At 67.7% G+C, this 21,227-nt stretch carries 17 protein-coding genes; 8 read left to right on the top strand and 9 right to left on the bottom strand.

What is annotated here, in order from left to right; all coding sequences use genetic code 11:
- The first annotated feature begins 72 nt into the window (after positions 1-72).
- Positions 73-1,323: an alkaline phosphatase family protein gene (locus tag AC5P98_RS02590; protein WP_046429675.1), complete on the top strand. Its 1,251-nt coding sequence runs from the start codon at positions 73-75 to the stop codon at positions 1,321-1,323.
- Between the two features lie 130 nt (positions 1,324-1,453).
- On the opposite strand, the gene AC5P98_RS02585 is transcribed toward AC5P98_RS02590, so the two are convergent.
- Both AC5P98_RS02585 and AC5P98_RS02580 read right to left on the bottom strand, forming a co-directional pair.
- Positions 1,454-1,633: a 30S ribosomal protein THX gene (locus AC5P98_RS02585; RefSeq protein ID WP_004150462.1), complete on the bottom strand. Its 180-nt coding sequence runs from the start codon at positions 1,631-1,633 to the stop codon at positions 1,454-1,456.
- Between the two features lie 110 nt (positions 1,634-1,743).
- On the bottom strand, positions 1,744-2,157 hold the full coding sequence (locus AC5P98_RS02580; RefSeq protein WP_008264835.1) for a MerC domain-containing protein: 414 nt from the start codon (positions 2,155-2,157) through the stop codon (positions 1,744-1,746).
- A 136-nt stretch (positions 2,158-2,293) separates the two neighbouring features.
- Between AC5P98_RS02580 and AC5P98_RS02575 the strand changes: the two genes are divergently transcribed.
- The 4 genes from AC5P98_RS02575 (at position 2,294) to AC5P98_RS02560 (ending at position 8,106) form a co-directional block, all read left to right on the top strand.
- Entirely contained in the window at positions 2,294-4,504 is a 2,211-nt protein-coding gene (locus AC5P98_RS02575; RefSeq protein ID WP_032956779.1) for a TonB-dependent receptor, read from the top strand.
- A 199-nt stretch (positions 4,505-4,703) separates the two neighbouring features.
- Positions 4,704-5,270, top strand: coding sequence for a TetR/AcrR family transcriptional regulator (locus AC5P98_RS02570; protein ID WP_014646454.1), 567 nt, complete (start codon positions 4,704-4,706; stop codon positions 5,268-5,270).
- On the top strand, positions 5,270-6,943 hold the full coding sequence (locus AC5P98_RS02565) for an MFS transporter (protein ID WP_032956775.1): 1,674 nt from the start codon (positions 5,270-5,272) through the stop codon (positions 6,941-6,943). Before AC5P98_RS02570 ends, AC5P98_RS02565 begins: the two co-directional genes overlap by 1 nt.
- An 8-nt stretch (positions 6,944-6,951) precedes the next feature.
- Complete coding sequence (locus tag AC5P98_RS02560) at positions 6,952-8,106, top strand: HlyD family secretion protein (protein WP_014646452.1); 1,155 nt, start codon at positions 6,952-6,954, stop codon at positions 8,104-8,106.
- A gap of 111 nt (positions 8,107-8,217) precedes the next feature.
- On the opposite strand, the gene AC5P98_RS02555 is transcribed toward AC5P98_RS02560, so the two are convergent.
- The 7 genes from AC5P98_RS02555 to creB all read right to left on the bottom strand — a co-directional run bounded on the left by AC5P98_RS02555 (position 8,218) and on the right by creB (position 16,061).
- A complete protein-coding gene (locus AC5P98_RS02555) occupies positions 8,218-8,709 on the bottom strand; it encodes a Fur family transcriptional regulator (RefSeq protein ID WP_004150412.1) in 492 nt (163 codons plus the stop codon).
- A 34-nt stretch (positions 8,710-8,743) separates the two neighbouring features.
- Positions 8,744-10,147: a glutamate--tRNA ligase gene (gltX, locus tag AC5P98_RS02550; protein WP_032961970.1), complete on the bottom strand. Its 1,404-nt coding sequence runs from the start codon at positions 10,145-10,147 to the stop codon at positions 8,744-8,746.
- A 154-nt stretch (positions 10,148-10,301) separates the two neighbouring features.
- Positions 10,302-11,894, bottom strand: coding sequence for a M20/M25/M40 family metallo-hydrolase (locus AC5P98_RS02545; RefSeq protein ID WP_049408852.1), 1,593 nt, complete (start codon positions 11,892-11,894; stop codon positions 10,302-10,304).
- Between the two features lie 155 nt (positions 11,895-12,049).
- Positions 12,050-12,460 (bottom strand): hypothetical protein, encoded by a 411-nt coding sequence (locus AC5P98_RS02540; protein WP_014646449.1) that lies wholly within the window; start codon positions 12,458-12,460, stop codon positions 12,050-12,052.
- A gap of 10 nt (positions 12,461-12,470) precedes the next feature.
- The gene (creD, locus tag AC5P98_RS02535; protein ID WP_032961974.1) at positions 12,471-13,790 is read right to left on the bottom strand and encodes a cell envelope integrity protein CreD; all 1,320 of its coding nucleotides are present in this window, start codon (positions 13,788-13,790) and stop codon (positions 12,471-12,473) included.
- 81 nt (positions 13,791-13,871) lie between these two features.
- The gene (gene creC, locus AC5P98_RS02530) at positions 13,872-15,332 is read right to left on the bottom strand and encodes a two-component system sensor histidine kinase CreC (RefSeq protein WP_046429643.1); all 1,461 of its coding nucleotides are present in this window, start codon (positions 15,330-15,332) and stop codon (positions 13,872-13,874) included.
- A gap of 3 nt (positions 15,333-15,335) precedes the next feature.
- A complete protein-coding gene (creB, locus tag AC5P98_RS02525; protein WP_080354574.1) occupies positions 15,336-16,061 on the bottom strand; it encodes a two-component system response regulator CreB in 726 nt (241 codons plus the stop codon).
- A 35-nt stretch (positions 16,062-16,096) separates the two neighbouring features.
- On the opposite strand from creB, the gene AC5P98_RS02520 reads away from it, so the two are divergent.
- From AC5P98_RS02520 to mfd, 3 genes are all read left to right on the top strand, one after another.
- Positions 16,097-16,954, top strand: coding sequence for a 23S rRNA (adenine(2030)-N(6))-methyltransferase RlmJ (locus AC5P98_RS02520; protein ID WP_014646445.1), 858 nt, complete (start codon positions 16,097-16,099; stop codon positions 16,952-16,954).
- 95 nt (positions 16,955-17,049) lie between these two features.
- On the top strand, positions 17,050-17,595 hold the full coding sequence (locus tag AC5P98_RS02515; protein WP_014646444.1) for a GNAT family N-acetyltransferase: 546 nt from the start codon (positions 17,050-17,052) through the stop codon (positions 17,593-17,595).
- Between the two features lie 149 nt (positions 17,596-17,744).
- Entirely contained in the window at positions 17,745-21,209 is a 3,465-nt protein-coding gene (gene mfd / locus AC5P98_RS02510; RefSeq protein WP_049408851.1) for a transcription-repair coupling factor, read from the top strand.
- Positions 21,210-21,227: the final 18 nt, after the last annotated feature.

Below are 21,227 nucleotides of genomic sequence, written 5' to 3'. Positions count from 1 at the left end.
AGGGATCTGACCCCGGGCGATCCTGGCGCGTCATGTCTTGGGCCGGTAATTGCACCGGCTTATCATGCACGGATGACTTCCGTACGCCTGACCTGTTCGCTGGCGCTGCTGCTGCCATTGGCTGCCTGCACCACTGCGCCTGCCCCTACCGCCTCCGTTCCCACGTCCGTCGCATCGGCCGCACCGCCGAAGCTGCTGCTGATCTCCATCGACGGCCTGCGCGCCGATGCGCTGGACCGCGGGCTGACCCCGAACCTGCAGCGGATGATCGACGGCGGCGTGCGCGCCCGCTGGATGACACCGTCCTATCCTTCCCTGACGTTTCCCAACCACTACACCATCGTCACCGGCCTGCGCCCGGACCACCATGGCATCGTCAACAACAGCATGGACGATGAAGCGCTGGGCCGTTTCGAGCTGAGCAACCGCGAGGCCGTCACCACCAGTGCCTGGTGGGGCGGTGAACCGATCTGGGTCGGCGCCGAGAACGCCGGCGTGCGCACCGCCACGACGTCGTGGCCGGGCAGTGAATCGGAAATCCGTGGTGTGCGCCCCAGCCAGTGGCGCATCTACGACGGCAAGGAACCGCTGGAGCAGCGTGCCGGTATCGTGCTCGACTGGCTGGCACAGACCGACGCCGATGCCCCGCGACTGACCACGCTGTACATGGAGCACGTGGACAAGGCCGGGCACAACTACGGCCCCGGGTCGAAGCAGTACGCCGACGCCATCGCACGCGCCGACCTGATCGTCGGGCAGGTGCTCGACGGCCTGCAGCAGCGCGGCCTGGCCGCCACCACCAATGTGATCGTGGTGTCCGACCACGGCATGGCCAGCGTCGCCGACGGCCACGTGATCGCCACCGAATCGATGGCCGACCCGTCCATCGCGCGCAACGTCAGCCAGGGCCAGTCGGTGGGTTTCGCGCCGGTCGCAGGCCGCGAAGCAGAGGCCGAACGCGCCCTGCTCGGCCGCCATGCGCACTACGAGTGCTGGAAGAAGGAGAACCTGCCGGCGCGCTGGCACTACGGCACGCATCCGCGGGTTCCGGCCATCGTCTGTGCGATGGATGAAGGATGGGATGCGCTGCACCGCGAGAAGATCGCCAAGCGCGCGAAGCAGGACCGTGGCTCGCACGGCTACGACAATGCCCTGCCGTCGATGCGTGCGGTGTTCGTGGCCAGCGGCCCGTCGTTCCGCCAGGGCCTGGTGATCGACGGATTCGACAATGTCGACGTCTACCCGCTGCTGGCCCACCTGCTGCAGGTGCCGGCCGCGCCGAACGATGGCAATCCGGAAACGCTGAAGCAGACCCTGCGCTGAATTCCCTGTAGAGCGAGCCCATGCTCGGCTGCATTACGCCAGCCGAACATGGGCTCGGCCCTGCAGGAACGCGCATAAAAAAACGCGGCGCCAGGCGCCGCGTTTTCCTTGGACCGGTCGGTCGGCCTGATCAGGCCTTGGCGACGGCCTTCTTCGCCACGGCCTTCTTCGCCGGAGCCTTGGCCACGGTCTTCTTGGCAACCGGGGCGGCGGCGCCTACGGCGACCTTGCTCGCGGTGTGCGAACGGGCGTTGCCGTAGCTGGCGTTGTAGCGCTTGCCCTTGGCGGTCTTGCGGTCACCCTTACCCATGTCTTCAACTCCTCAAGTGTGAAATCTGGTTACCCCGTACTGACACGGGTTCGGCGGGGCCGCCTTGCTGGGCGCCCCCGCGCACGATCGGAAATCCTATCACGGCGTGCCTAGTGCGCGCAGCTTGCGTCGTGCACGTGGCCGTGGTTGAGGCGCAGGTTGACCAGGTGGGCAACGCCCACCAGCAGGCCGCCGATGGTCATCACCACCGCATGCGGCACCGCATTGTGGTGCAGCGGGTCGTACAGCACGCCGGCCCACAGCGCGACCAGGCCGGGGATCAGGAAGCCGAGCGCACGCAGCGCACCGTGGCGGCGATAGCCCCAGACCAGGCTGAACAGCCCGAGCAGGGTCACGAACACCACCAGCGCCTGTTCCACGCCATCGCTCAGCCAGAACGACAGGCCCAGCGACGGCGCCGCCGCCAGCAGCACGGGGATCACCGCGCAATGCACTGCGCACAGCATCGAACCAGTGGCACCGAAACGGTCGAGCAGGTGGCGCAGGCGTGAGGACAGGGACATGACTTCCAGCAGGGTCGGCGAATCGTTATGGAATAATATAACATCCCTCTCCGAACCGCACGGTTTCCCCTCCCCCGGTCCCCTCGACGGGATTCGTGCGCCCTGCGATTGATACATTGTAACAAAGGACCTGCCCATGCCCGCCCACACCCCTCGGCTCAAGCCGCATTCCCTGGCCCTGGCCCTCGCCGCCCTGTTGCCGTCCGTCGCCTTTGCAGCCGGCCAGGACACCTCCCATCGTGACCGCCACCTGACCGAACTCTCCTCGGTACAGGTCACCGCGTCGCCGCTGCAGGGCGATGCCGAATCCCTGGCGCGCCCGGTGGACGTGCTGGCCGGTGAGCGCCTGGACGAGCAGAAGGCCGGCACCCTGGGCGATACCGTGGCCAAGCTGCCCGGCGTACAGAGCACCTTCTTCGGCCCCGGCGTCGGCCGCCCGATCATCCGCGGCCAGGAAGGCCCGCGCGTTGCCGTGCTGTCCAATGGCATGGGCAACATGGACGCCTCCACGGTCAGCGCCGACCATGCCACCAGCATCGAGCCGTTCCTGGCCGACCAGATCGAAGTGCTGAAGGGTCCGGCCACGCTGCTGTTCGGCAGCGGCGCCATCGGTGGTGCGGTCAATGTGGTGGATGGCCGCATCGCGCGCGAGCTGCCGGAGCGCCCGCTCAGCGGCCGCGCCGAGCTGCGCGGCAACTCGGTGAACAATGAGCGCAGCGGCATGTTCCGCCTCGATGGTGTCAGCGGCAACGTCGTGCTGCACGTGGATGGCCTGGTGCGCAATGGCGACGACTACCGCATTCCCGGCTACGCGGTGATCGACAGCCTTGAAGACCACCATGACCACGATCACGACCATGATCACGACGCAGCCGAGGGCGAAGAACCGCGCCGCGGCCGCCTGGACAACAGTTCGATCCGCACCCGCGCCGGCGGCGTCGGCGCAACGTGGCTGGGCGACGGTGGTTACTTCGGTGTGTCGGCCAGCACCTATCGCACCAACTACGGCATTCCCAACGGCGCGCACGTGCATGCCGATGGTGATGACCATGGCCATGACCACGGTCACGACCACGGCGATGAAGAGGAAGGCGGCGACGAGCATGACGTGCGCATCGACATGGTGCAGAACCGCTTCGAGACCAAGGCCGGCATCTACAACCCGGTCTCGTTCCTGAAGAACATCAACGCACGCGTGGCTTACACCGACTACGAGCACGTGGAGCTGGAGGCCGGCACGCCGTCGACGCGCTTCACCAACCGTGGTATCGAAGCGCGCCTGGAAGCCGTGCAGCAGCAGATCGGCGGCTGGGACGGCGCGTTCGGCCTGCAGTTCGGCAACAGCGATTTCGGCGCCAAGGGCGAAGAGGCGTTCGTACCGGATACCGGCACCAGGAACATCGGCCTGTTCGTGCTGCAGGAAAAGCAGTTCGGCCCGTTCAAGCTGGAACTGGGTGGCCGCCACGACCAGGTCAAGCTGGACCCGACCGGTGACTACCGTCGCCGCACGTTCGGTGCCACCAACCTGTCTGCCGCCGGTATCTGGAAGCTCAACGATGCCGTTGACCTGCGCATCGGCGTGGACAGCTCAGAGCGTGCACCCACCAACGAAGAGCTGTACGCCGCCGGCGCGCACATCGCCACCCGCTCGCTGGAGATCGGCGACGCCAACCTGAAAACCGAGCGCGGCCAGCGCGTCGAACTGGGCATCCATACCCACAGCGATCGCCTGGACTTCTCCGCGTCGGTCTACCAGACCAAGTTCAAGGACTTCATCTACCTCGCCGACACCGGTGTTACCGAAGGCCTGCCGGTCCGCGCCTGGACCCAGCAGGACGCGGTGTTCCGCGGCGCCGAGGCCGAAGCGCTGGTGCACCTGTTCGAGGGTGGCGCCGGTGACTGGGATCTGCGCCTGTTCGGCGACTACGTGAAGGCCAAGCTGGATGGCAGCGGCAGCCGCAACCTCGACATCGCCGTGCCGCACGGCGACCACAACCACAATTACAGCGTGGAGCTGGCCAACACCGGCTACCTGCCGCGTATCGCCCCGGCCCGCGTGGGTGCCGACCTGCGCTGGTCGAAGGACGGCTGGCGCGCCTCGGTCGGTGCGGTGCGTTACAGCCGCCAGAAGGACGTTGCCCAGAACGAAGCCCCGAGCGACGGCTACACGCTGGTCGACGCGCACCTGGCCTACCGCTGGGATCGCAACGCGGGCAACAGCTACGAGGTGTTCCTGGATGGCAGCAACCTGACCAACCGCGAAGTGCGCCCGCATACCTCGCTGCTGCGCGACTACTCGCCGCTGCCAGGCCGTGGAGTCGCATTCGGGATCCGCGCGTTCTTCTGATCGCGCACGGCGGGGTCGGATCCCTTTCCGAAGGAAAGGGCTCTGGCACCACCGCATTGAACGGGGGCCTTCGGGCCCCCGTTTTCATTCCGTCCCACGCCATCACGCATCCGTCACAAAGGTGTGCGTACGACAACAACCGGACAATCCCGTCACTCAAAGTCTCGCCAATCGGACACTTTTGTCCGAAAATAATTCCATGACCGCTCAACGTGCCGATGCTGCTGCCCGCCGTGCCCTCATCCTCGACGCCGCCGATCATGTCTTCGGCCAACATGGCGTCACCGCCCCGCTGGATCTGGTGGTCGAACGCGCCCAGGTGGGCCGCGCCACCCTGTACCGCAACTTCCCCGACCGCACCGCGCTGATCCAGGCGCTGCTGCAGCGCACGGTCGACCGCATCCGGCGCCAGGTCGAACAGCTCGGTGACCGCGATGACGCCCTGTTCGAGGTGTTCGAGGGCATGGCCCAGCGCATCATCGATTCGCCGGCACTGGCCGATTACTGGCGTGCGGTTGATTCGGACGTGCCGTCCATGCGCGCCGCGCGCGAGACCGTGCGCGACCTGCTGGAGGAACCGATCGCGCGCGCCAAGGCCGCCGGGCTGTGCCGTGACGACCTGGAAAAGACGGATATTTCACTGATCTCGGGCATGCTGGGTGCGGCCCTGCGCGGCAAGACCCGCGACGAGCGCGCCCAGTTGGCCGGGCGTGCCCTGCAGCTGCTGCGTGGGGGTCTCCAGGGAGCTGCCAGCGAGGCCCGTTGATGGTCCAGCCGTATCTGAAGCCGGTTCCGGATTGGGAGGAGCACGAAAAGCCGACCATGCCCGGTTCGGCATCGATGCCCTGGCACCCGCCGTATCGGCGCGCGGCCTATGCGCTGGTATCACTGCTGGTGGCGATCACCGGCGGCCTCGGCAATGCGCTGGTCACCGCCAACCTGCCGTTCCTGCAGGGCCAGCTGGCGCTCACTCCGACCCAGGGCAGCTGGCTGGTGGCCGCGTATGCGATGGTGAATGTCACCGCCAACCTGCTGGCCTTCAAGTTCCGCCAGCAGTACGGCATCCGCCTGTTCGCCGAGATCGGCCTGGGCCTGTATGCGGCGCTGGCGGTGCTGCACCTGTTCGTCGGCAGCTTCGAGACCACGATGCTGACCCGAGCCGCCAGCGGCTTCGCGGGTGCGGCCTGTTCGACGCTGGGCACGCTGTACATGCTGCAGGCGCTGCCGCGCCGATTTACCGGCAATCTCCTGGTGGTCGGTGTCGGCCTGTCGCAGCTGGCGGTGCCGATCGCCTGGATCGTTTCACCAGGCCTGGTCGATACCGGCCAATGGCACCAGCTGTACTCCTTCGAAGCCGGCCTGGCCCTGTGCGCGTTCGCGGCAGTGGTGGTGCTGAAGCTGCCGCCGGGCATCCAGGTAAAGGCGTTCGAGCCATTGGACTTCCTCACTTTCGCCCTGCTCGCGCCGGCGGTCGCGCTGCTGGTGATCGTACTGGCGCAGGGCTACACGCGCTGGTGGCTCAACACCCCATGGCTGGGCTGGGCGCTGGTCGCCTCGATCGTGCTGTCCACCACCGCCTTCATCATCGAACACTACCGGCGCAATCCGCTGCTGCAGATCCGCTGGCTGTCGAAGCTGCCGGTGCTGCACTTCATCGTCGGCGCGTTCCTGATCCGCTTCCTGACCACCGAGCAGTCCTACGGCGTGGTCAACCTGATGCGCACGCTGGGCATGGGGCCTGACCAGATGCGGCCGTTGTTCGTAGTGATCCTGGCCGGGGTGATCGTCGGCATCGCCGGCGCCTCGCTCACCTTCGGGCCGAAGCGGCTGATCGCGCAGCTGCTGATGGCGATCCTGCTGCTGGGCGCCGCCGCGTTCTTCGACCAGCACCGCACCAGCCTGGACCGGCCGCACGACTTCTACGCCAGCCAGTTCCTGGCCTCGGTCGGTGCCGGCATGTTCATGGGCCCACTGATCATGCTCGGCATCTCCGCCGCGTTGAAACAGGGCGTCGACCACATGATCACCTTCCTGGTGACGCTGTCGATCACGCAGACCCTGGGTGGCCTGGCAGGTTCGGCGGTGCTGGGGACCTTCCAGCTGCATCGCGAGCAGCTGTATTCCAGCGCGCTGACCAGCCAGCTCGATCCGGCCGATCCGGTGGTCGCGCAACGGCTGCGCATCCAGCAGCAGCTGTACGCTGCGCAGATCACCGACCCGGTGCTGCGCAGTGCGCAGGGCAGCGCGCAGCTGGCGCAGACCACGCGCCGCGAAGCCAACGTGCGTGGCTTCAATGACGTGTTCACGCTGAGCGGCTGGCTGGCGATCGGCTTCCTGTGCTGGTTGCTGCTGCTGTCGCTGCGCACCGCCGTGCTCAAGCAATGGCGCAAGCGCCACCCCGCCCTTTCCACCGCGTCCACGCCGGCCGCGTCCCGTTGAGTCCTCCCATGCCTCCCGTCCCGCCCCGCCCCGACGACACCGACAACGTCACCCCACCGCCGCCGACCGACGCGGCGCCCGCGGCCACGCCGGTAGAACCTGCGGTCGCGCCGAAGTACCTCAAGCCCAGCGCCCGCAGCGTGGTGGTGATGGTGGTAGTGGCCTTGCTGGGCATTGCGCTGATCCTGCGCGCCTGGCACCTGTGGCCGTTCACCAGCAGCGTGATGGTGACCGACAACGCCTATGTACGCGGCCAGATCACGGTGATGGCGCCGCAGGTGAACGGCTATGTGACCGAAGTGCTGGTGAAGGATTTCCAGCATGTGAAGCAGGGCGAGCCGCTGCTGCGCATCGATGACCGCATCTATGCGCAGCGCGTGGCCCAGGCGCAGGCGACGCTGGACAGCGCGCGCGCGGCGCTGGCCAACTCGGACCAGTCACAGGCGCAGAACCGCGCACAGATTGCCTCCGCCCGCGCCACGCTGTCGGCCGGCCAGGCCGAACTGCAGCGTTCGCGCAATGAATTGAAACGCTACGAGGAACTGGCGGCGCAGCAGCTGGTGTCCATCAACGACCGCGACAAGTTCCGCACCACCCAGGCGTCGGCACAGGCCAGCGTGCAGCAGTCGCAGGCGCAGATCCGCATCGCCGAGGAAACGCTGGTGTCGACCCAGGTCGCGCGCAAGAGCCTGGAAGCGCAGGTGGAAAGCGCGCAGGCGCAGCTGGAACTGGCCCGCATCGACCTGGCCAACACGGTGATCCACGCACCACGCGACGGCCAGATCAGCGAAGCCAGCGTACGCGTGGGCCAGTACGTCGCTGCCGGTTCGCAGCTGCTGTTCCTGGTACCTGACACGCTGTGGGTGGTGGCCAACTACAAGGAAGGCCAGACCTGGGGCATGGCGGTCGGCCAACCGGCGACGTTCTCGGTGGACGCGTTCCAGGGCCAGGTGCTGCGGGGCCGCGTGCAGGAGATCGCCCCAGCCACCGGGTCGGAATTCAGCGTGCTGCGCCCGGACAATGCCAGCGGCAACTTCACCAAGGTGGTGCAGCGGCTGCCGGTGCGGATATCGATCAACAGGGATCAGAAGCTGGCAAAGCAGCTGCGGCCCGGCATGTCGGTGATCGTGCGGGTGGATACCCGGTCCAAGCCGATGGACTAGGACGCAGGCCCTGCCGCACCGGTATGAAACGGGGTCAGATCCCTTTGCCAGTGGCAAAGGGATCTGACCCCGTTTCCAAAATGCCGGCCAGCGGCCGGCCCTACCGTTGCGTTAGCCGGCGCAGCGCGCGCAGAGGCCATGCACTTCCAGCGTCTGTGCCTGCGGCTGGAAGCCCAGCTCCTTGGCGCGCTTCTCCAGCTGGGTGACGATCTCGCGGTCTTCCAGTTCCACCGCGCTGTGGCAACTGTTGCAGATCAGGAACGGCACCGAATGCGCGGCACTGCTGGGATGGTGGCAGGCCACGAAGGCATTCACCGATTCCAGCTTGTGCACGAAGCCATTGGCCATCAGGAAGTCCAGCGCGCGGTACACGGTGGGCGGGGCATCGGCGCCCACGCCCTTGCCGTTGCGCACCCATTCCAGCAGCTCGTAGGCCTTGACCGGCTTGCCGGCCTCGGCGATCAGCTTCAGCACGTTGGCGCGGATCGGGGTCAGGCGCAGCCCGCGTTCGCGCGAGACACGCTCGACCACCGCCACGAAATCCGATGCGTCGTGGACGTGGTGGTGCGGGGCGGTACAGGCAGTGGCGGTCTTGGCGGGCATGCGTGTTCTCCGGTTCGGGCCTGGCAAGGATGCCTCAGGCCGTTGCTACCTTGGTGATGGCCACATCAATGCGTTTCAAGGCCTGCTCGCGGCCGGCCAGGTACACGGTATGGGAGATGTCAGGACTGACCTGGGTGCCGGTGATCGCCACGCGCAGCGGCTGGGCGACCTTGCCCATGCCGATTTCCAGCGCTGCGGCCGTGTCGTGCAGGGCGACGCCCACCGACTCGGCGGTCCACTCCGGCAACGCTGCCAGCAGCTCGCGGGCCTTGCCCAGCGCCACCTCGGCACCGGCCTTGAGGTGCTTGGCCACCGCCGCTTCGTCGTACCCGGTCAGCGGCTGGTACCAGACCACGGCCTTCTCGGCCATTTCCTTCAGGGTCTGCACGCGTTCACGCAGGGCGATCACCACATCCTCCGGGGCCGGGCCGGCGGCCACGTCCAGGCCCAGCTTCTGCAGCTGGTAGACCAGGTGCGGCACGATGGCGGCCACGTCCTCGGTCTTCAGGAAGTGCTGGTTGACCCAACCCAGCTTGGCCATGTCCAGGCGCGAGGCCTTGGAATTGCAGTCCTTCACGTCGAACAGGTCGATCAGCTCCTGGCGGCTGAACAGCTCCTGGTCACCGTGCGACCAGCCCAGGCGGGCCAGGTAGCTCAGCAGCGCGTCGGGCAGGTAGCCGGCGTCCTTGTACTGCATCACGTCGGCCGCACCGGTGCGCTTGGACAGCTTGGCGCCCTGCTCGTCCAGGATCATCGGCATGTGGCCGAACTTCGGCACCGGCGCACCAATGCCCTCGTACAGGTTGATCTGGCGCGGGGTGTTGTTGATGTGGTCGTCGCCGCGGATGACCTCGGTGATGCCCATGTCCCAGTCGTCCACCACCACCGCGAAGTTGTAGGTGGGGTAGCCGTCCGGGCGGAAGATGACCATGTCATCCAGTTCGCTGTTGGCGATCTCGATGCGGCCCTTGATCAGGTCGTCGAACACCACCGTACCTTCCAGCGGGTTCTTGAAGCGGATGACGCGGTTCGGGTCGTCCTTGTACGGCAGGCCCAGTTCGCGTGCAGCGCCGTTGTAACGCGGCTTTTCCTGCCTGGCCATGGCGGCCTCGCGCATCGCGTCCAACTCTTCGCGGGTTTCGTAGGCGTAGTAGGCCTTGCCGTCGGCGATCAGCTGCTCTGCCACTTCCCGGTAGCGGGCGACGCGGTCGGTCTGATAGATCGGGCCTTCGTCGTAGTCCAGGCCCAGCCACTCCATCGCCTCCAGGATGGCGTCGATCGCGCCCTGGGTGCTGCGTTCACGGTCGGTGTCCTCGATGCGCAGCACGAACTCGCCGCCACGGTGGCGGGCCTCCAGCCAGCAGTACAGCGCGGTGCGGGCACCACCGATGTGCAGGTAGCCGGTGGGACTGGGGGCGAAGCGGGTGCGGCAGGTCATGGACGGCTCGAGGAACGGGAATCCCCCGATTTTACCAGCCCGCCGCCCCCGACGGAAAAAGGGGACGGAGGGGATTAAGTCGCGATTGCCCAGCCCGTGGGTACTGCAACCGGGAAACGGAGGGGAGATGCGACTTAATCCCCTCCGTCCCCTTTTACGGTTCCGCCTTGCGCGGGAACGGCTGCTCGCGCATCGCGGCGTTGTAGGCGAACGAGGCGACGATGGCTGCGGCCTGCTTCAGGTCTTCCGGTTCGGCGTGGTCCCAGGTGTCCAGGTGGCTGTGGTGGACATTGGTGAAGTAGTCCAGCCGGTCCTGGATGAACTGGAAGCCCGGCAGGCCGATGCGGTCGAAGCTGATGTGGTCGGTGCTGCCGGTGTTGCGGGTCGCCACGGTGGTGGCGCCGACGTCATGGAACGGCGCCAGCCAGGCTTCGAAGATCGGCATCGCCGCCAGGTTTTCCTGGGCGTAGATGCCCCGGAAGCGGCCGGAGCCGTTGTCCATGTTGAAGTAGACCTGGAACTTGCTGTAATCGCGGGTCTTCTGCAGTGTACCGGTCGGCTCGCGCAGCGACGCCGGCAGCGCCTTCTGCGCCGGGTCGGTGGGCTCCGGGAACCGGCCGAAATGCTTGGCCACATAGGCCTGCGAGCCGATCAGGCCCTGCTCCTCGCCGCTCCACAGCGCCACGCGGATGGTGCGCTTGGGTCTGGCGCCGGTGGCCTTGAGGATGCGCATGGCCTCCATCATCACTGCCACGCCGGCGGCGTTGTCGGCCGCGCCGGTGCCGCTGTGCCAGGAATCCAGGTGCGCGCCGATCATCACCACTTCATCAGGCCTGCTGCTGCCGCGGATCTCGGCCAGCGTGTTGTAGCCGGGCTGGTCGGCGTCATCGGTGAAGCGCGCGGCCACATCCACGCGCAGGCGCACGGTCTGCCCGGCCTTCAGCGCGCGCACCAGCGGGTTGAAGTGCTCGCTGATCATCGCCAGCTCGGGGATGCCGACCGGCTCGCCGGCCTTGCGCGAACCACCACCGGCAACGCGGATGATGCCGTTGTCCCAGCTGCTGATGCTGATCGAGGCCAGCGCCCCTTCTTCGACGAAGAACGCATTGACCCTGGTCGCCAGCTGCTGGCGTTCCTGGTACTCCTTGACCCGCTTGGCACGTTCGGCGGTGGCGTCCTGGTCCTTCGGCAGGGTGAACGCCTGCAGGCCTTCCAGCGAGGTCGCGTCGTGGCGATGCGAATCCGGCTCGGTGCCGCGCTTGTACTCGCGGGCCTCGCCCAGCAGCAGGATCTTGCCGCGCAGCTTGCCGCGATACTTCTCGATGTCTTCGGGCTTCTTGATCTCGACCTGCACCAGCTCGCCTTCAACCGGCCCCTTGGTGCCCGGCGTCCAGGCCTTGGGCAGTGCATGCAGCGGCTGCACACGGTCGCCCAGCATTTCCACGCTGGCCGAGGTGAACTCCCAGCCACGGCCAAAGTCATCGAACGCTTCGTCGTGGACGTTGTCCAGCTTCCATTCGTTGAACTTGCCGCGGGTCCACGCGTTGGCGCGGCCCATCGCCGGCGAGTTGGTCAGCCGCGGGCCGATGCGTTCGGTGAGATAGCTGAAGGTGTCCATCACCTGCGAACGGTGGAAGGCCTCCTGGCGGATGCGGCTGACCATGTCCAGGTCCACTGATTCGCGCTGCTGCGCCGCTGCATTGCCACCCATTGCCAGCGCTACGGCCAGCACGCCCCACTTCAACACATCGCACCCCTGCCTTCCGGCCTGCTCATCAACCCATCGAGTCTAGCCAGCAGCGGCGCCGCGATACCGTCCCATCGGTCATGGGCGGCGCGGAAGCGTGCGAACCAGGGTTCGCCCCCACAGAAGAGTGGTTGGGTCGCATCTGCCAAACCACCTCACCCACTCCACCCCAGCCACAGCTGCGCCCGCTCCGGCAGCAGCAGCAACCAGTGCCGCCGGTCGATGCTGCTGCAGCCATACACCGCCGCATGCGCGGGCCAGTCATCGGGCAGGCCACCGATGCCGATTTCCGCAAGTGCTTCCGCCCCGGCCTTCCATGGCCGGTAGCGCGGCACCTTCCCCGCCAGCGCACCGCGTCCCTGCCGCGCGCCCTGCAACCAGGCCAGGCCCTTGCCCTGCAATCCCTCGCAGGTCACCGCGGCCAGCTGGAAGCGGACCAGGCCGGGGGCGATCCGTGCCCCCGGCAGGGCCGCCAGCACGCCATGTGCCTGCAGCAGTGCATCCACTTCCAGCAGGGCCGGAATGCCCTGCCGCGCCCGTTGCCGCAATCCCTGGCGCCAGCTCATGGCGTGCTCCTTACTTCAGGTCCGCGCCAAGCGCGTACCAGTCGACCCGGCGGGTCACCCACATCGCCAGCGCCAGGATCACGAACAGCAGCAGCGATCCCATCAGCAGTGCGTTGTTCTCCGACACCAGCAGGCCATACAGCGCGCCGTACAGCACGGTCAGCAGCGCAGCGAAGCCAAGGCCGCGCTTCCAGTGGCCCAGCACGTTGGCCAGGTACACCGCCTGCAGGCCGATGCAGGCCACGGCCGAGACCAGGTAGGCCTTCCAGAACGCGATGTGCTCGGACAGGCTGATCAGCAGCAGGAAGAAGATCGCCAGCGCCAGGCCGACCATCAGGTACTGCAGCGGATGGATGCGCAGCGACTTGATCAGTTCGAACAGGATGAAGCCGACGAAGGTCAGCACCACGAACAGCACGCCGTACTTCGAGGCACGGTCGGCCTGGGTGTAGGTATCGACCGGATCGACCAGCGACACCGTCACGGCCTGCGAATCGATCGAGCCCTCGCTGCGCAGCTGGCGCTGTGCATCGGAGGCCAGCGAGGACACCGCCCAGCGTGCATCGAAGCCCTGTGCATCGACACGGCGTTCGTTGGGCAGGAAGGCGCCGCTGAACGACGGATGCGGCCAGCTCGACCGCAGCGCGATCCGGGTGTCATCGCCCACCGGCACCACCGACAGCATGCGGCTGCCATCCAGGCGCAGCTCCAGTTCAACGGTGCTGGCGGCCAGCGCGCCGCCCTGATCCGCGGCGAAACCGCTCACCGGCGCATGCAGGCCACGTCCGATTTCGCTGGCCACGCCTACGCCGGGCAGCAACCGCAGCTGCTTGCCGTCCACCCGCAGGTTCGGCGTGCCCACCAGGCCGCGCACATCGGAAACCCCCAGCGCCACATAGGGCTGGCCATAGGTGCGGCCGTTCTTCACCGGATAGTCGTCTTCGGCGAAAGTCGCCTTCAACTGGCCATTCCAGCTGTACACCGGCACCTTGAACAGGCCGACCTCGCGCTGGCTCGGCAGCATCTCGCCGCCCACCTCCAGCGACGCCGGCATCTGCAGCCAGTGCCCCTCGGTCACCTGGATCTCGGTCTTCTTGACGCCCAGCGGGTCAACCAGTTCAACCTGCTTGCGTTCCACCCACGGCACCACCCGTACCGGGCCCACCAGCTGCTGCGTGCCGGCACGGCTGTCGGCCACCCGGGCAAAGGCCTCGTCGCGGTACTGGCTGCGCTCGGTGATGACCCCGCGGATCATCATCAGCGGCACCAGCAGCAACAGGATCAGCCCGCCGACAATGGCGAACCTCAGCAGCATCTTCAGGGATTTCATGGTCCATCCTCGTTGGAGAGGGCTGCAGGATGGACCGCTGCGGTGAGCAGGGTTTGTGGCGAAGTTGAAGCGAGTGTGAAGTCAGCGGCGCGGACGCTGGCCCGGCACTGACAACGGCAGCCAAAGGCTGGCCACGGTGCCACCGCCGTCGCGCGCGTCGAGGCTGGCGCGACCATCGTGCAGGCGCGCGACCTCCTGCACGAACGGCAGGCCCAGGCCGGAACTGCGCCGGCCGCTGCCCGGGCGGGCAAGCGAATAGAAGCGTTCGAACACCCGTTCGCGCGCGTAGTCGGGAATGCCGGCACCGCGATCCGCCACCTGCAGGCGCACGCCCTGCCCGTCCACCTCGGCCTGCAGTGCGATGTCCGCGCCGGGCGGTGAGAAGGCAATGGCGTTGTCGATCAGGTTGTGCAACGCCTGCCGCAGCAGATAGGCATCGCCCTGCACGCGCAGGTCGGGCGCGCTGCCGATGCTGACCTGCACGCCGGCCGCCTGCGCACGCACCTGCGCCGCCGCTGCCGCATCGGCCAGCAACGTTGGCAGCGCGATCGGATCGCGGGTCTGCAGCCAGCCATGCTGTTCCACTTCGGCCAGCGCCAGCAGCTTGTCGATGGTCTCGGTCAGCCGCTCCTGCTGGTCGACGATGCTGCGCGCGAAATGCACGCGGTCGGCCTCGGGCAGCGGCTCCTGCAGCAGCTCGGCGGCACCGCGGATCGCCGCCAGCGGGCTCTTCATTTCATGCGTCAGTGACTGCACGTACTGTTCGACATAGGCCTTGCCCTCCAGCTTGCGGCGCATGGTTTCCAGCGCCTGGCCCAGGTCGCCGATCTCGTCGCGGCGGCGCCGTGGCGGTGGCACCGGTTCGCCGGCGCTGACCGCGCGTGCATAGCGGCTGAGCTGGCCGAGGCCGGTGGTGAGCCACATCGTCACCAGCACGCCGACCAGCGCCGACAGCCCGATCAACCAGGCGCCGCGCTCGATGATGGCGCGCTGGCTGGCGGCGATGAACGGATCGATGCTGCGGTTGGGCTGGGCCAGGCTGAGCACGCCGATCAGGGTGCGCCCATCGGCCGGGTCGTATACCGGCGCCGCCACGTGCATCACCGTATCGCCTTCTTCGCCTGGTATTTCCGGGCTGGAGCGGGCGCCGTACTCGCCACGCAGGGTGCGGTAGACATCGTTCCAGCGCGAATTGTCACGCCCGAGGTCGCGGCCCAGCGAGTCGTAGATGACGATGCCCCTGGCATCGGTGATGGTCACCCGGTAATCCAGCGATCGCTTGGGAAAACGCCAGACCATCGCCTTCAGGTCGCGCTGCCGCGCCTTGGCCAAGTTGCGGGTGAAGCTGCCGCTGCGGATGGTGCCGTCCTTGACGTCGGCGGCGGCCATCTCGGCCAGCACGTTGGCCGCATCGACCAGGGTCGATTCCATCGCCTGGCGCACACCGGGCTTCACCTCGTTGACGAATACGCGCATCACGAAGAACGCGGCGATGCCGGTGATCAGGAAGAAGCCGAGGAACAGCTTCAGTACCAGGCGCATCGGCTAGACCTCCAGCGCGTAGCCAAGGCCACGGTGGGTGCGGATCGGGTCGTCGCTGGCACCAGCCGCACGCAGCTTGGCGCGCAACGTCTTTACATGGGTGTCGACGGTGCGGTCGGCACTGTCGGCGCTGCTGTCCCAGCCCCGGTCCATCAGCTGCGCGCGGCTGAGGATGGCACCGGGCCGCTGCAGCAGCGCTTCCAGCAACGCGTACTCGTAGCGGGTCAGGTCCAGCGCGTGGCCGCGGAAGCGGATACGCCGGCCTTCGCGGTCGATGGCGAAGGCGCCATGTTCCTGCCAGCCCGCATCTGCGCCGGGGGCTGCCACGACCGCTGCCGCACGACGCAGGCGCGCACGCACCCGCGCCACCAGCTCACGCGGCGAGAACGGCTTGGTCATGTAATCGTCGGCGCCCAGTTCCAGGCCGAGCACGCGGTCCACTTCATCGTTGCGGGCGGTCAGGAAGATCACCGGCAGCTGCGCCGCCGGCCCGGGCTGCGCACGCAGCCGCCGGCAGACCTCGAAACCGCCCAGGTCCGGCAGGCCCACGTCCAGCACCACCACGTCGATATCGCCGGCCTGCAGCCGTTGCAGGGCCTCGCCGCCCAGCAGGCAGTGGCTGGCGGCATAGCCTTCGCTGCGCAGCGCATAGAGCACGGTTTCGGCGATGGCGGCTTCGTCCTCGACCACCAGGACATGGGCAACGGGAGCTGTCATGGCGCGCAGCATAGCCGCTGCGGCCGCCGCCCCGTACACTGCCGCCCATGAACTATCGCCACGCCTTCCACGCCGGCAACCACGCCGATGTGCTCAAGCACATCGTGCAGCTGGCCCTGATCGACAGCTTCAAGCGCAAGGACAGCCCGTTCTTCGTGCTCGACACCCACGGCGGTGCCGGCCGCTACCTGCTGGCCAGCGAAGAGAGCCGCAAGACCCTGGAGGCCGAATCCGGGATCATGCGGCTGATGGCCCAGCCCAGGCTGCCGGAGGTGGTCGAGCGCTACCTGAAGGCGGTGCAGGCCGACAACCCGGTGGGCGCGCTGACCAACTACCCGGGCTCGCCGCTGCTGAGCGCACAGGCGATGCGCGCGCAGGACCGCATGGCGGTCTGCGAGCTGCAGGAAGCCGAAACGGCCACGCTGAAGGCCCTGTTCGCCCATGACAGCCGCGTCGATGTGCGCGCTGGCGATGGCTATGCCCTGCTGCGCTCGCTGCTGCCGCCGAAGTTCAACGGCAGCAAGATCGGCCGTGGCCTGGTGCTGATCGACCCGCCGTACGAGGCCCAGGACGCCGAGTACCAGGCCGTTCTGGCCGCCCTGGCCGAGACCTTGGCGCGCTGGCCACAGGCGACCTGCGCGGTGTGGTTCCCGATCAAGCAGCGCCGCACCATCCTGCACTTCCTGCGCAAGGCCACCGCCCTGCCGGTGAAATCGGCGATGACGATCGAGTTCCTGGTGCGCCCGGACGACTCGCCGCTGCGCCTCAACGGCAGCGGCATGCTGCTGCTCAACCCGCCGTGGCAGTTCGACCGGGTGGTCGGCCCGGCCCTGCCGGCGCTGCGCCAGCACTTGGGCGAACCGGGGGCCAGCACCCGCCTGGATTGGCTCAAAGCCCCCGAATGACGGCCTTCACGAGTCTGTACCGCCGTGAGCCTTTCGTTCACGGAATGCAGCCCCGGTGATGCCACAATCGATGGACCACCAAGGAATCACCCGGTATGGCCACTCGCAACCGCATGCCGCCCTGGCATGAGATCTTCAAGGCTCCCAGCGGCCACGAGCTGCTGATCCGCCCCATCCGCCCGGAAGATGGCGCACCGCTGCAAGCGGCGTTCAGCCTGTTCGGGCCGGAAGAAATCCGTGATCGTTTCCTGCAGGCGGTGACCGAGCTTTCGCCGGAAACCACCCAGCGCCTGACCCACCCGAATCCCAAGACCGAGATCACCCTGGTCGCAGCCGAATCCCTGCCCGCTGGCGAAGCGGTGGTCGGCGCGGTCGCCCGGGCCTCGATCATCCCCGGCACCCGTGAAGCCGAGTACGCGATCCTGATCAGCCGCTTCCTCATTGGCCAGGGCCTGGGCCGGCAGCTGATGCGCAAGCTGGTGAAGTGGGGCCGCGGCAAGTACCTGGACCGCCTGTACGGCGACGTCGCCGCCGAGAACGAGCCGATGAAACAGCTGGCCGCCTCGCTGGGCTTCAAGCCGGTCCCGCACCCGGCCGGTGCCGAAGGCCTGGTGCGGATGGTGCTGGAGCTGGACAACTGACAGATGCGCCGGGCCCCGCCCGGCGATGCCTGCCGGTAGTGCCGGCCGCTGGCCTGAACTGCGTTACCCCAACGGCACATGAGGCTGCCGGCAATCGGCCGGCACGACCCACCGGGCTTCGATCGGGCTTCTGCTAAAATCCGGGGTCCATGTCGCGTACCTCATACCCCGCCCCGCCGCTGCCGCGCGCCGGCCAGCTCCGCGCCTGGTGGCGCGCCCCCGCCTCGCCGACCGCCCTGGCCTGGTACCTTGCCCAGGCCGCGCGTGCGCACGACGCCCCGCTGCTGGTGATCGCCCGTGACAACCACGGTGCCAACCAGCTCGAAGCCGACCTGCACACCCTGCTCGGCGGCGATCCGGCCCTGCCGGTGGTCGCCTTCCCGGACTGGGAAACCCTGCCCTACGACCGCTTCAGTCCGCATCCGGACATCATTTCGCAGCGCCTGGCCGCCCTGCACCGCCTGCCCGCGCTGAAGCGTGGCCTGGTGATCGTGCCGGTGCAGACCCTGCTGCAGCAGCTGGCCCCGCGCAGCTACGTGATCGGTGGCAGCTTCGACCTGAAGGTCGGCCAGCGCCTGGACCTGGAAGCCGAGAAGCGCCGCCTGGAAAGCGCCGGCTACCGCAACGTGCCGCAGGTGATGGATCCGGGCGACTTCGCTGTGCGCGGCGGCCTGCTCGACGTGTACCCGATGGGTGCCGACGAGCCGCTGCGGGTGGAACTGCTGGACGAGGACATCGACTCGATCCGTGCCTTTGACCCGGAAAGCCAGCGTTCGCTGGACAAGGTCGAGGCGGTGCACATGCTGCCCGGCCGCGAAGTGCCGATGGATGAAGCCAGCATCGCCCGCGTGCTGGCCACGCTGCGCGAGCGGTTCGATGTCGATACCCGGCGCAGTTCGCTGTACCAGGACCTGAAGTCCGGACTGGCGCCGGCCGGCGTCGAGTACTACCTGCCGCTGTTCTTCGAACGCACCGCAACCCTGTTCGACTACCTGCCCAGCGGCAGCCTGCCGGTGGTCTGTGCCGGTGCGTATGAAGCGTCCGTCGCGTTCTGGGCGCAGACTGCGGACCGCTATGAGCAGCGCCGCCATGATGTGGAGCGCCCGCTGCTGCCGCCGTCGGCGTTGTACCTGTCGCCGGAGCTGCTGCGCGAGCGCCTGAACGAAGCCCCGCGCATCGAGGTGTGGGCGGCTGACCATGCGCGCATCGCCGACGCGCACGCGCTGGGCGACCAGCCGCTGCCACCGCTGCCGGTGGCCGCGCGCGAAGCCCCCGCTGGCGAGGCGCTGAAATCCTTCCTCGGCCATTATCCGGGCCGGGTACTGATCGCCGCCGATTCACCCGGCCGCCGCGAGGCGCTGCTGGAAGTGCTGCAGGCCGCCGAGCTGAAGCCGCCGGTGGTGGCCGACCTGCCCAGCTTCCTCGCCGACGACGCGCGCTTCGCGATCGCGGTGGCACCGCTGGAGGATGGCTTCGCGCTGGACGATCCGCGCATCGCGGTGCTGACCGAGCGCCAGCTGTTCCCCGAGCGCGCCGGCAGCACCCGGCGCACGCGCCGTGCCGGCCGCGAGCCGGAAGCGATCATCCGCGACCTCGGTGAACTGACCGAGGGCGCGCCGATCGTGCACGAGGATCATGGCGTCGGCCGCTATCGTGGCCTGATCGCGATGGACGTCGGCGGCATGCCCGGCGAGTTCCTCGAAATCGAATATGCCAAGGGCGACCGCCTGTATGTGCCGGTCGCCCAGCTGCACCTGATCAGCCGCTATTCCGGTGCGTCGGCGGAAACCGCGCCGCTGCATTCGCTCGGTGGCGAGCAGTGGAGCAAGGCCAAGCGCAAGGCCGCCGAGAAAGTACGCGACGTCGCCGCCGAACTGCTGGAGATCCAGGCCCGCCGCCAGGCGCGTGCCGGCCTGGCACTGCAGGTCGACCGCGCGATGTACGAGCCGTTCGCGGCCGGTTTCCCGTTCGAGGAGACCCCGGACCAGCTGGCCGCGATCGACGCCACCCTGCGCGACCTGGCCAGCAGCCAGCCGATGGACCGCGTGGTCTGCGGCGACGTCGGCTTCGGCAAGACCGAGGTGGCGGTGCGTGCGGCCTTTGCGGCCGCCAGTGCCGGCAAGCAGGTGGCTGTGCTGGTGCCGACCACGCTGCTGGCCGAACAGCATTACCGCAACTTCCGCGACCGCTTCGCCGATTACCCGCTGAAGGTCGAGGTGCTGTCGCGCTTCAAGACCACCAAGGAAATCAAGGCCGAGCTGGAAAAGGTCGCCGCCGGCACCATCGACGTGATCGTCGGTACCCATCGCCTGCTGCAGCCGGACGTGAAGTTCAAGGACCTGGGCATGGTCATCGTCGACGAGGAGCAGCGTTTCGGCGTACGCCAGAAGGAAGCGCTGAAGGCGCTGCGCGCCAACGTGCACCTGCTGACCCTGACCGCCACACCGATTCCGCGCACGCTCAACATGGCCATGGCCGGCCTGCGCGACCTGTCGATCATCGCCACGCCGCCGCCGAACCGGCTGGCGGTGCAGACCTTCATCACCCAGTGGGACAACGCGCTGCTGCGCGAAGCCTTCCAGCGCGAGCTGGCGCGTGGTGGCCAGCTGTATTTCCTGCACAACGACGTGGAAAGCATCGGCCGCATGCAGCGCGAGCTGTCCGAGCTGGTGCCGGAGGCGCGCATCGGCATCGCCCATGGGCAGATGCCCGAGCGCGAGCTGGAAAAGGTGATGCTGGATTTCCAGAAGCAGCGCTTCAACGTGCTGCTGTCGACCACGATCATCGAGTCGGGCATCGACATCCCCAACGCCAATACCATCATCATCAACCGTGCCGACCGTTTCGGCCTGGCCCAGCTGCACCAGCTGCGTGGCCGCGTCGGACGTTCGCACCACCGCGCCTACGCGTACCTGATCACGCCCGACCGCCGCGCGATCACCCCCGACGCTGAGAAGCGCCTGGAAGCGATCGCCTCGATGGACGAGCTGGGCGCCGGCTTCACCCTGGCCACGCACGATCTGGAAATCCGCGGTGCCGGCGAACTGCTCGGCGAGGACCAGAGCGGGCAGATGGCCGAGGTCGGCTTCAGCCTGTACACCGAGCTGCTGGAGCGCGCGGTGCGCAGCATCAAGCAGGGCAAGCTGCCCGACCTTGATGCCGGCGAGGAAGTGCGTGGTGCCGAGGTCGAACTGCATGTGCCGGCACTGATCCCGGAAGACTACCTGCCGGACGTGCATACCCGCCTGACCCTGTACAAGCGTATTTCCAGCGCGCGCGACAGCGATGCGCTGCGCGAACTGCAGGTGGAGATGATCGATCGCTTCGGCCTGCTGCCGGATGCGGCCAAGCACCTGTTCGCCATCGCCGAGCTGAAGCTGAAGGCCAACACGCTGGGCATCCGCAAGCTGGACCTGGGCGAAAATGGTGGCCGCATCGTGTTCGAATCCAAGCCGAACATCGACCCGATGGCGGTGATCCAGCTGATCCAGAAGCAACCGAACCTGTACGCCATGGAAGGGCCCGACAAGCTGCGCATCAAGCACCCGCTGCCGTTGCCGGAAGACCGCTTCAACGCGGCCCGCGCCCTTCTGACCACCCTCGCCCCGGGTTGATCGCCCCCCGAACACCCC

This window comes from Stenotrophomonas sp. YJH_SMC_135 (genome assembly GCF_059372355.1).
This window is presented reverse-complemented; position numbering and strand designations above follow the sequence as displayed.

Excerpts from the sequence above, each read along its gene's own strand:
- AC5P98_RS02590 (WP_046429675.1), top strand. The coding sequence starts at position 73 with ATGACTTCCGTACGCCTGACCTGTTCGCTGGCGCTGCTGCTGCCATTG.
- AC5P98_RS02585 (WP_004150462.1), bottom strand. The coding sequence starts at position 1,633 with ATGGGTAAGGGTGACCGCAAGACCGCCAAGGGCAAGCGCTACAACGCC.
- AC5P98_RS02580 (WP_008264835.1), bottom strand. The coding sequence starts at position 2,157 with ATGTCCCTGTCCTCACGCCTGCGCCACCTGCTCGACCGTTTCGGTGCC.
- AC5P98_RS02575 (WP_032956779.1), top strand. The coding sequence starts at position 2,294 with ATGCCCGCCCACACCCCTCGGCTCAAGCCGCATTCCCTGGCCCTGGCC.
- AC5P98_RS02570 (WP_014646454.1), top strand. The coding sequence starts at position 4,704 with ATGACCGCTCAACGTGCCGATGCTGCTGCCCGCCGTGCCCTCATCCTC.
- AC5P98_RS02565 (WP_032956775.1), top strand. The coding sequence starts at position 5,270 with ATGGTCCAGCCGTATCTGAAGCCGGTTCCGGATTGGGAGGAGCACGAA.
- AC5P98_RS02560 (WP_014646452.1), top strand. The coding sequence starts at position 6,952 with ATGCCTCCCGTCCCGCCCCGCCCCGACGACACCGACAACGTCACCCCA.
- AC5P98_RS02555 (WP_004150412.1), bottom strand. The coding sequence starts at position 8,709 with ATGCCCGCCAAGACCGCCACTGCCTGTACCGCCCCGCACCACCACGTC.
- gltX (WP_032961970.1), bottom strand. The coding sequence starts at position 10,147 with ATGACCTGCCGCACCCGCTTCGCCCCCAGTCCCACCGGCTACCTGCAC.
- AC5P98_RS02540 (WP_014646449.1), bottom strand. The coding sequence starts at position 12,460 with ATGAGCTGGCGCCAGGGATTGCGGCAACGGGCGCGGCAGGGCATTCCG.
- creD (WP_032961974.1), bottom strand. The coding sequence starts at position 13,790 with ATGAAATCCCTGAAGATGCTGCTGAGGTTCGCCATTGTCGGCGGGCTG.
- creC (WP_046429643.1), bottom strand. The coding sequence starts at position 15,332 with ATGCGCCTGGTACTGAAGCTGTTCCTCGGCTTCTTCCTGATCACCGGC.
- creB (WP_080354574.1), bottom strand. The coding sequence starts at position 16,061 with ATGCTGCGCGCCATGACAGCTCCCGTTGCCCATGTCCTGGTGGTCGAG.
- AC5P98_RS02520 (WP_014646445.1), top strand. The coding sequence starts at position 16,097 with ATGAACTATCGCCACGCCTTCCACGCCGGCAACCACGCCGATGTGCTC.
- AC5P98_RS02515 (WP_014646444.1), top strand. The coding sequence starts at position 17,050 with ATGGCCACTCGCAACCGCATGCCGCCCTGGCATGAGATCTTCAAGGCT.
- mfd (WP_049408851.1), top strand. The coding sequence starts at position 17,745 with ATGTCGCGTACCTCATACCCCGCCCCGCCGCTGCCGCGCGCCGGCCAG.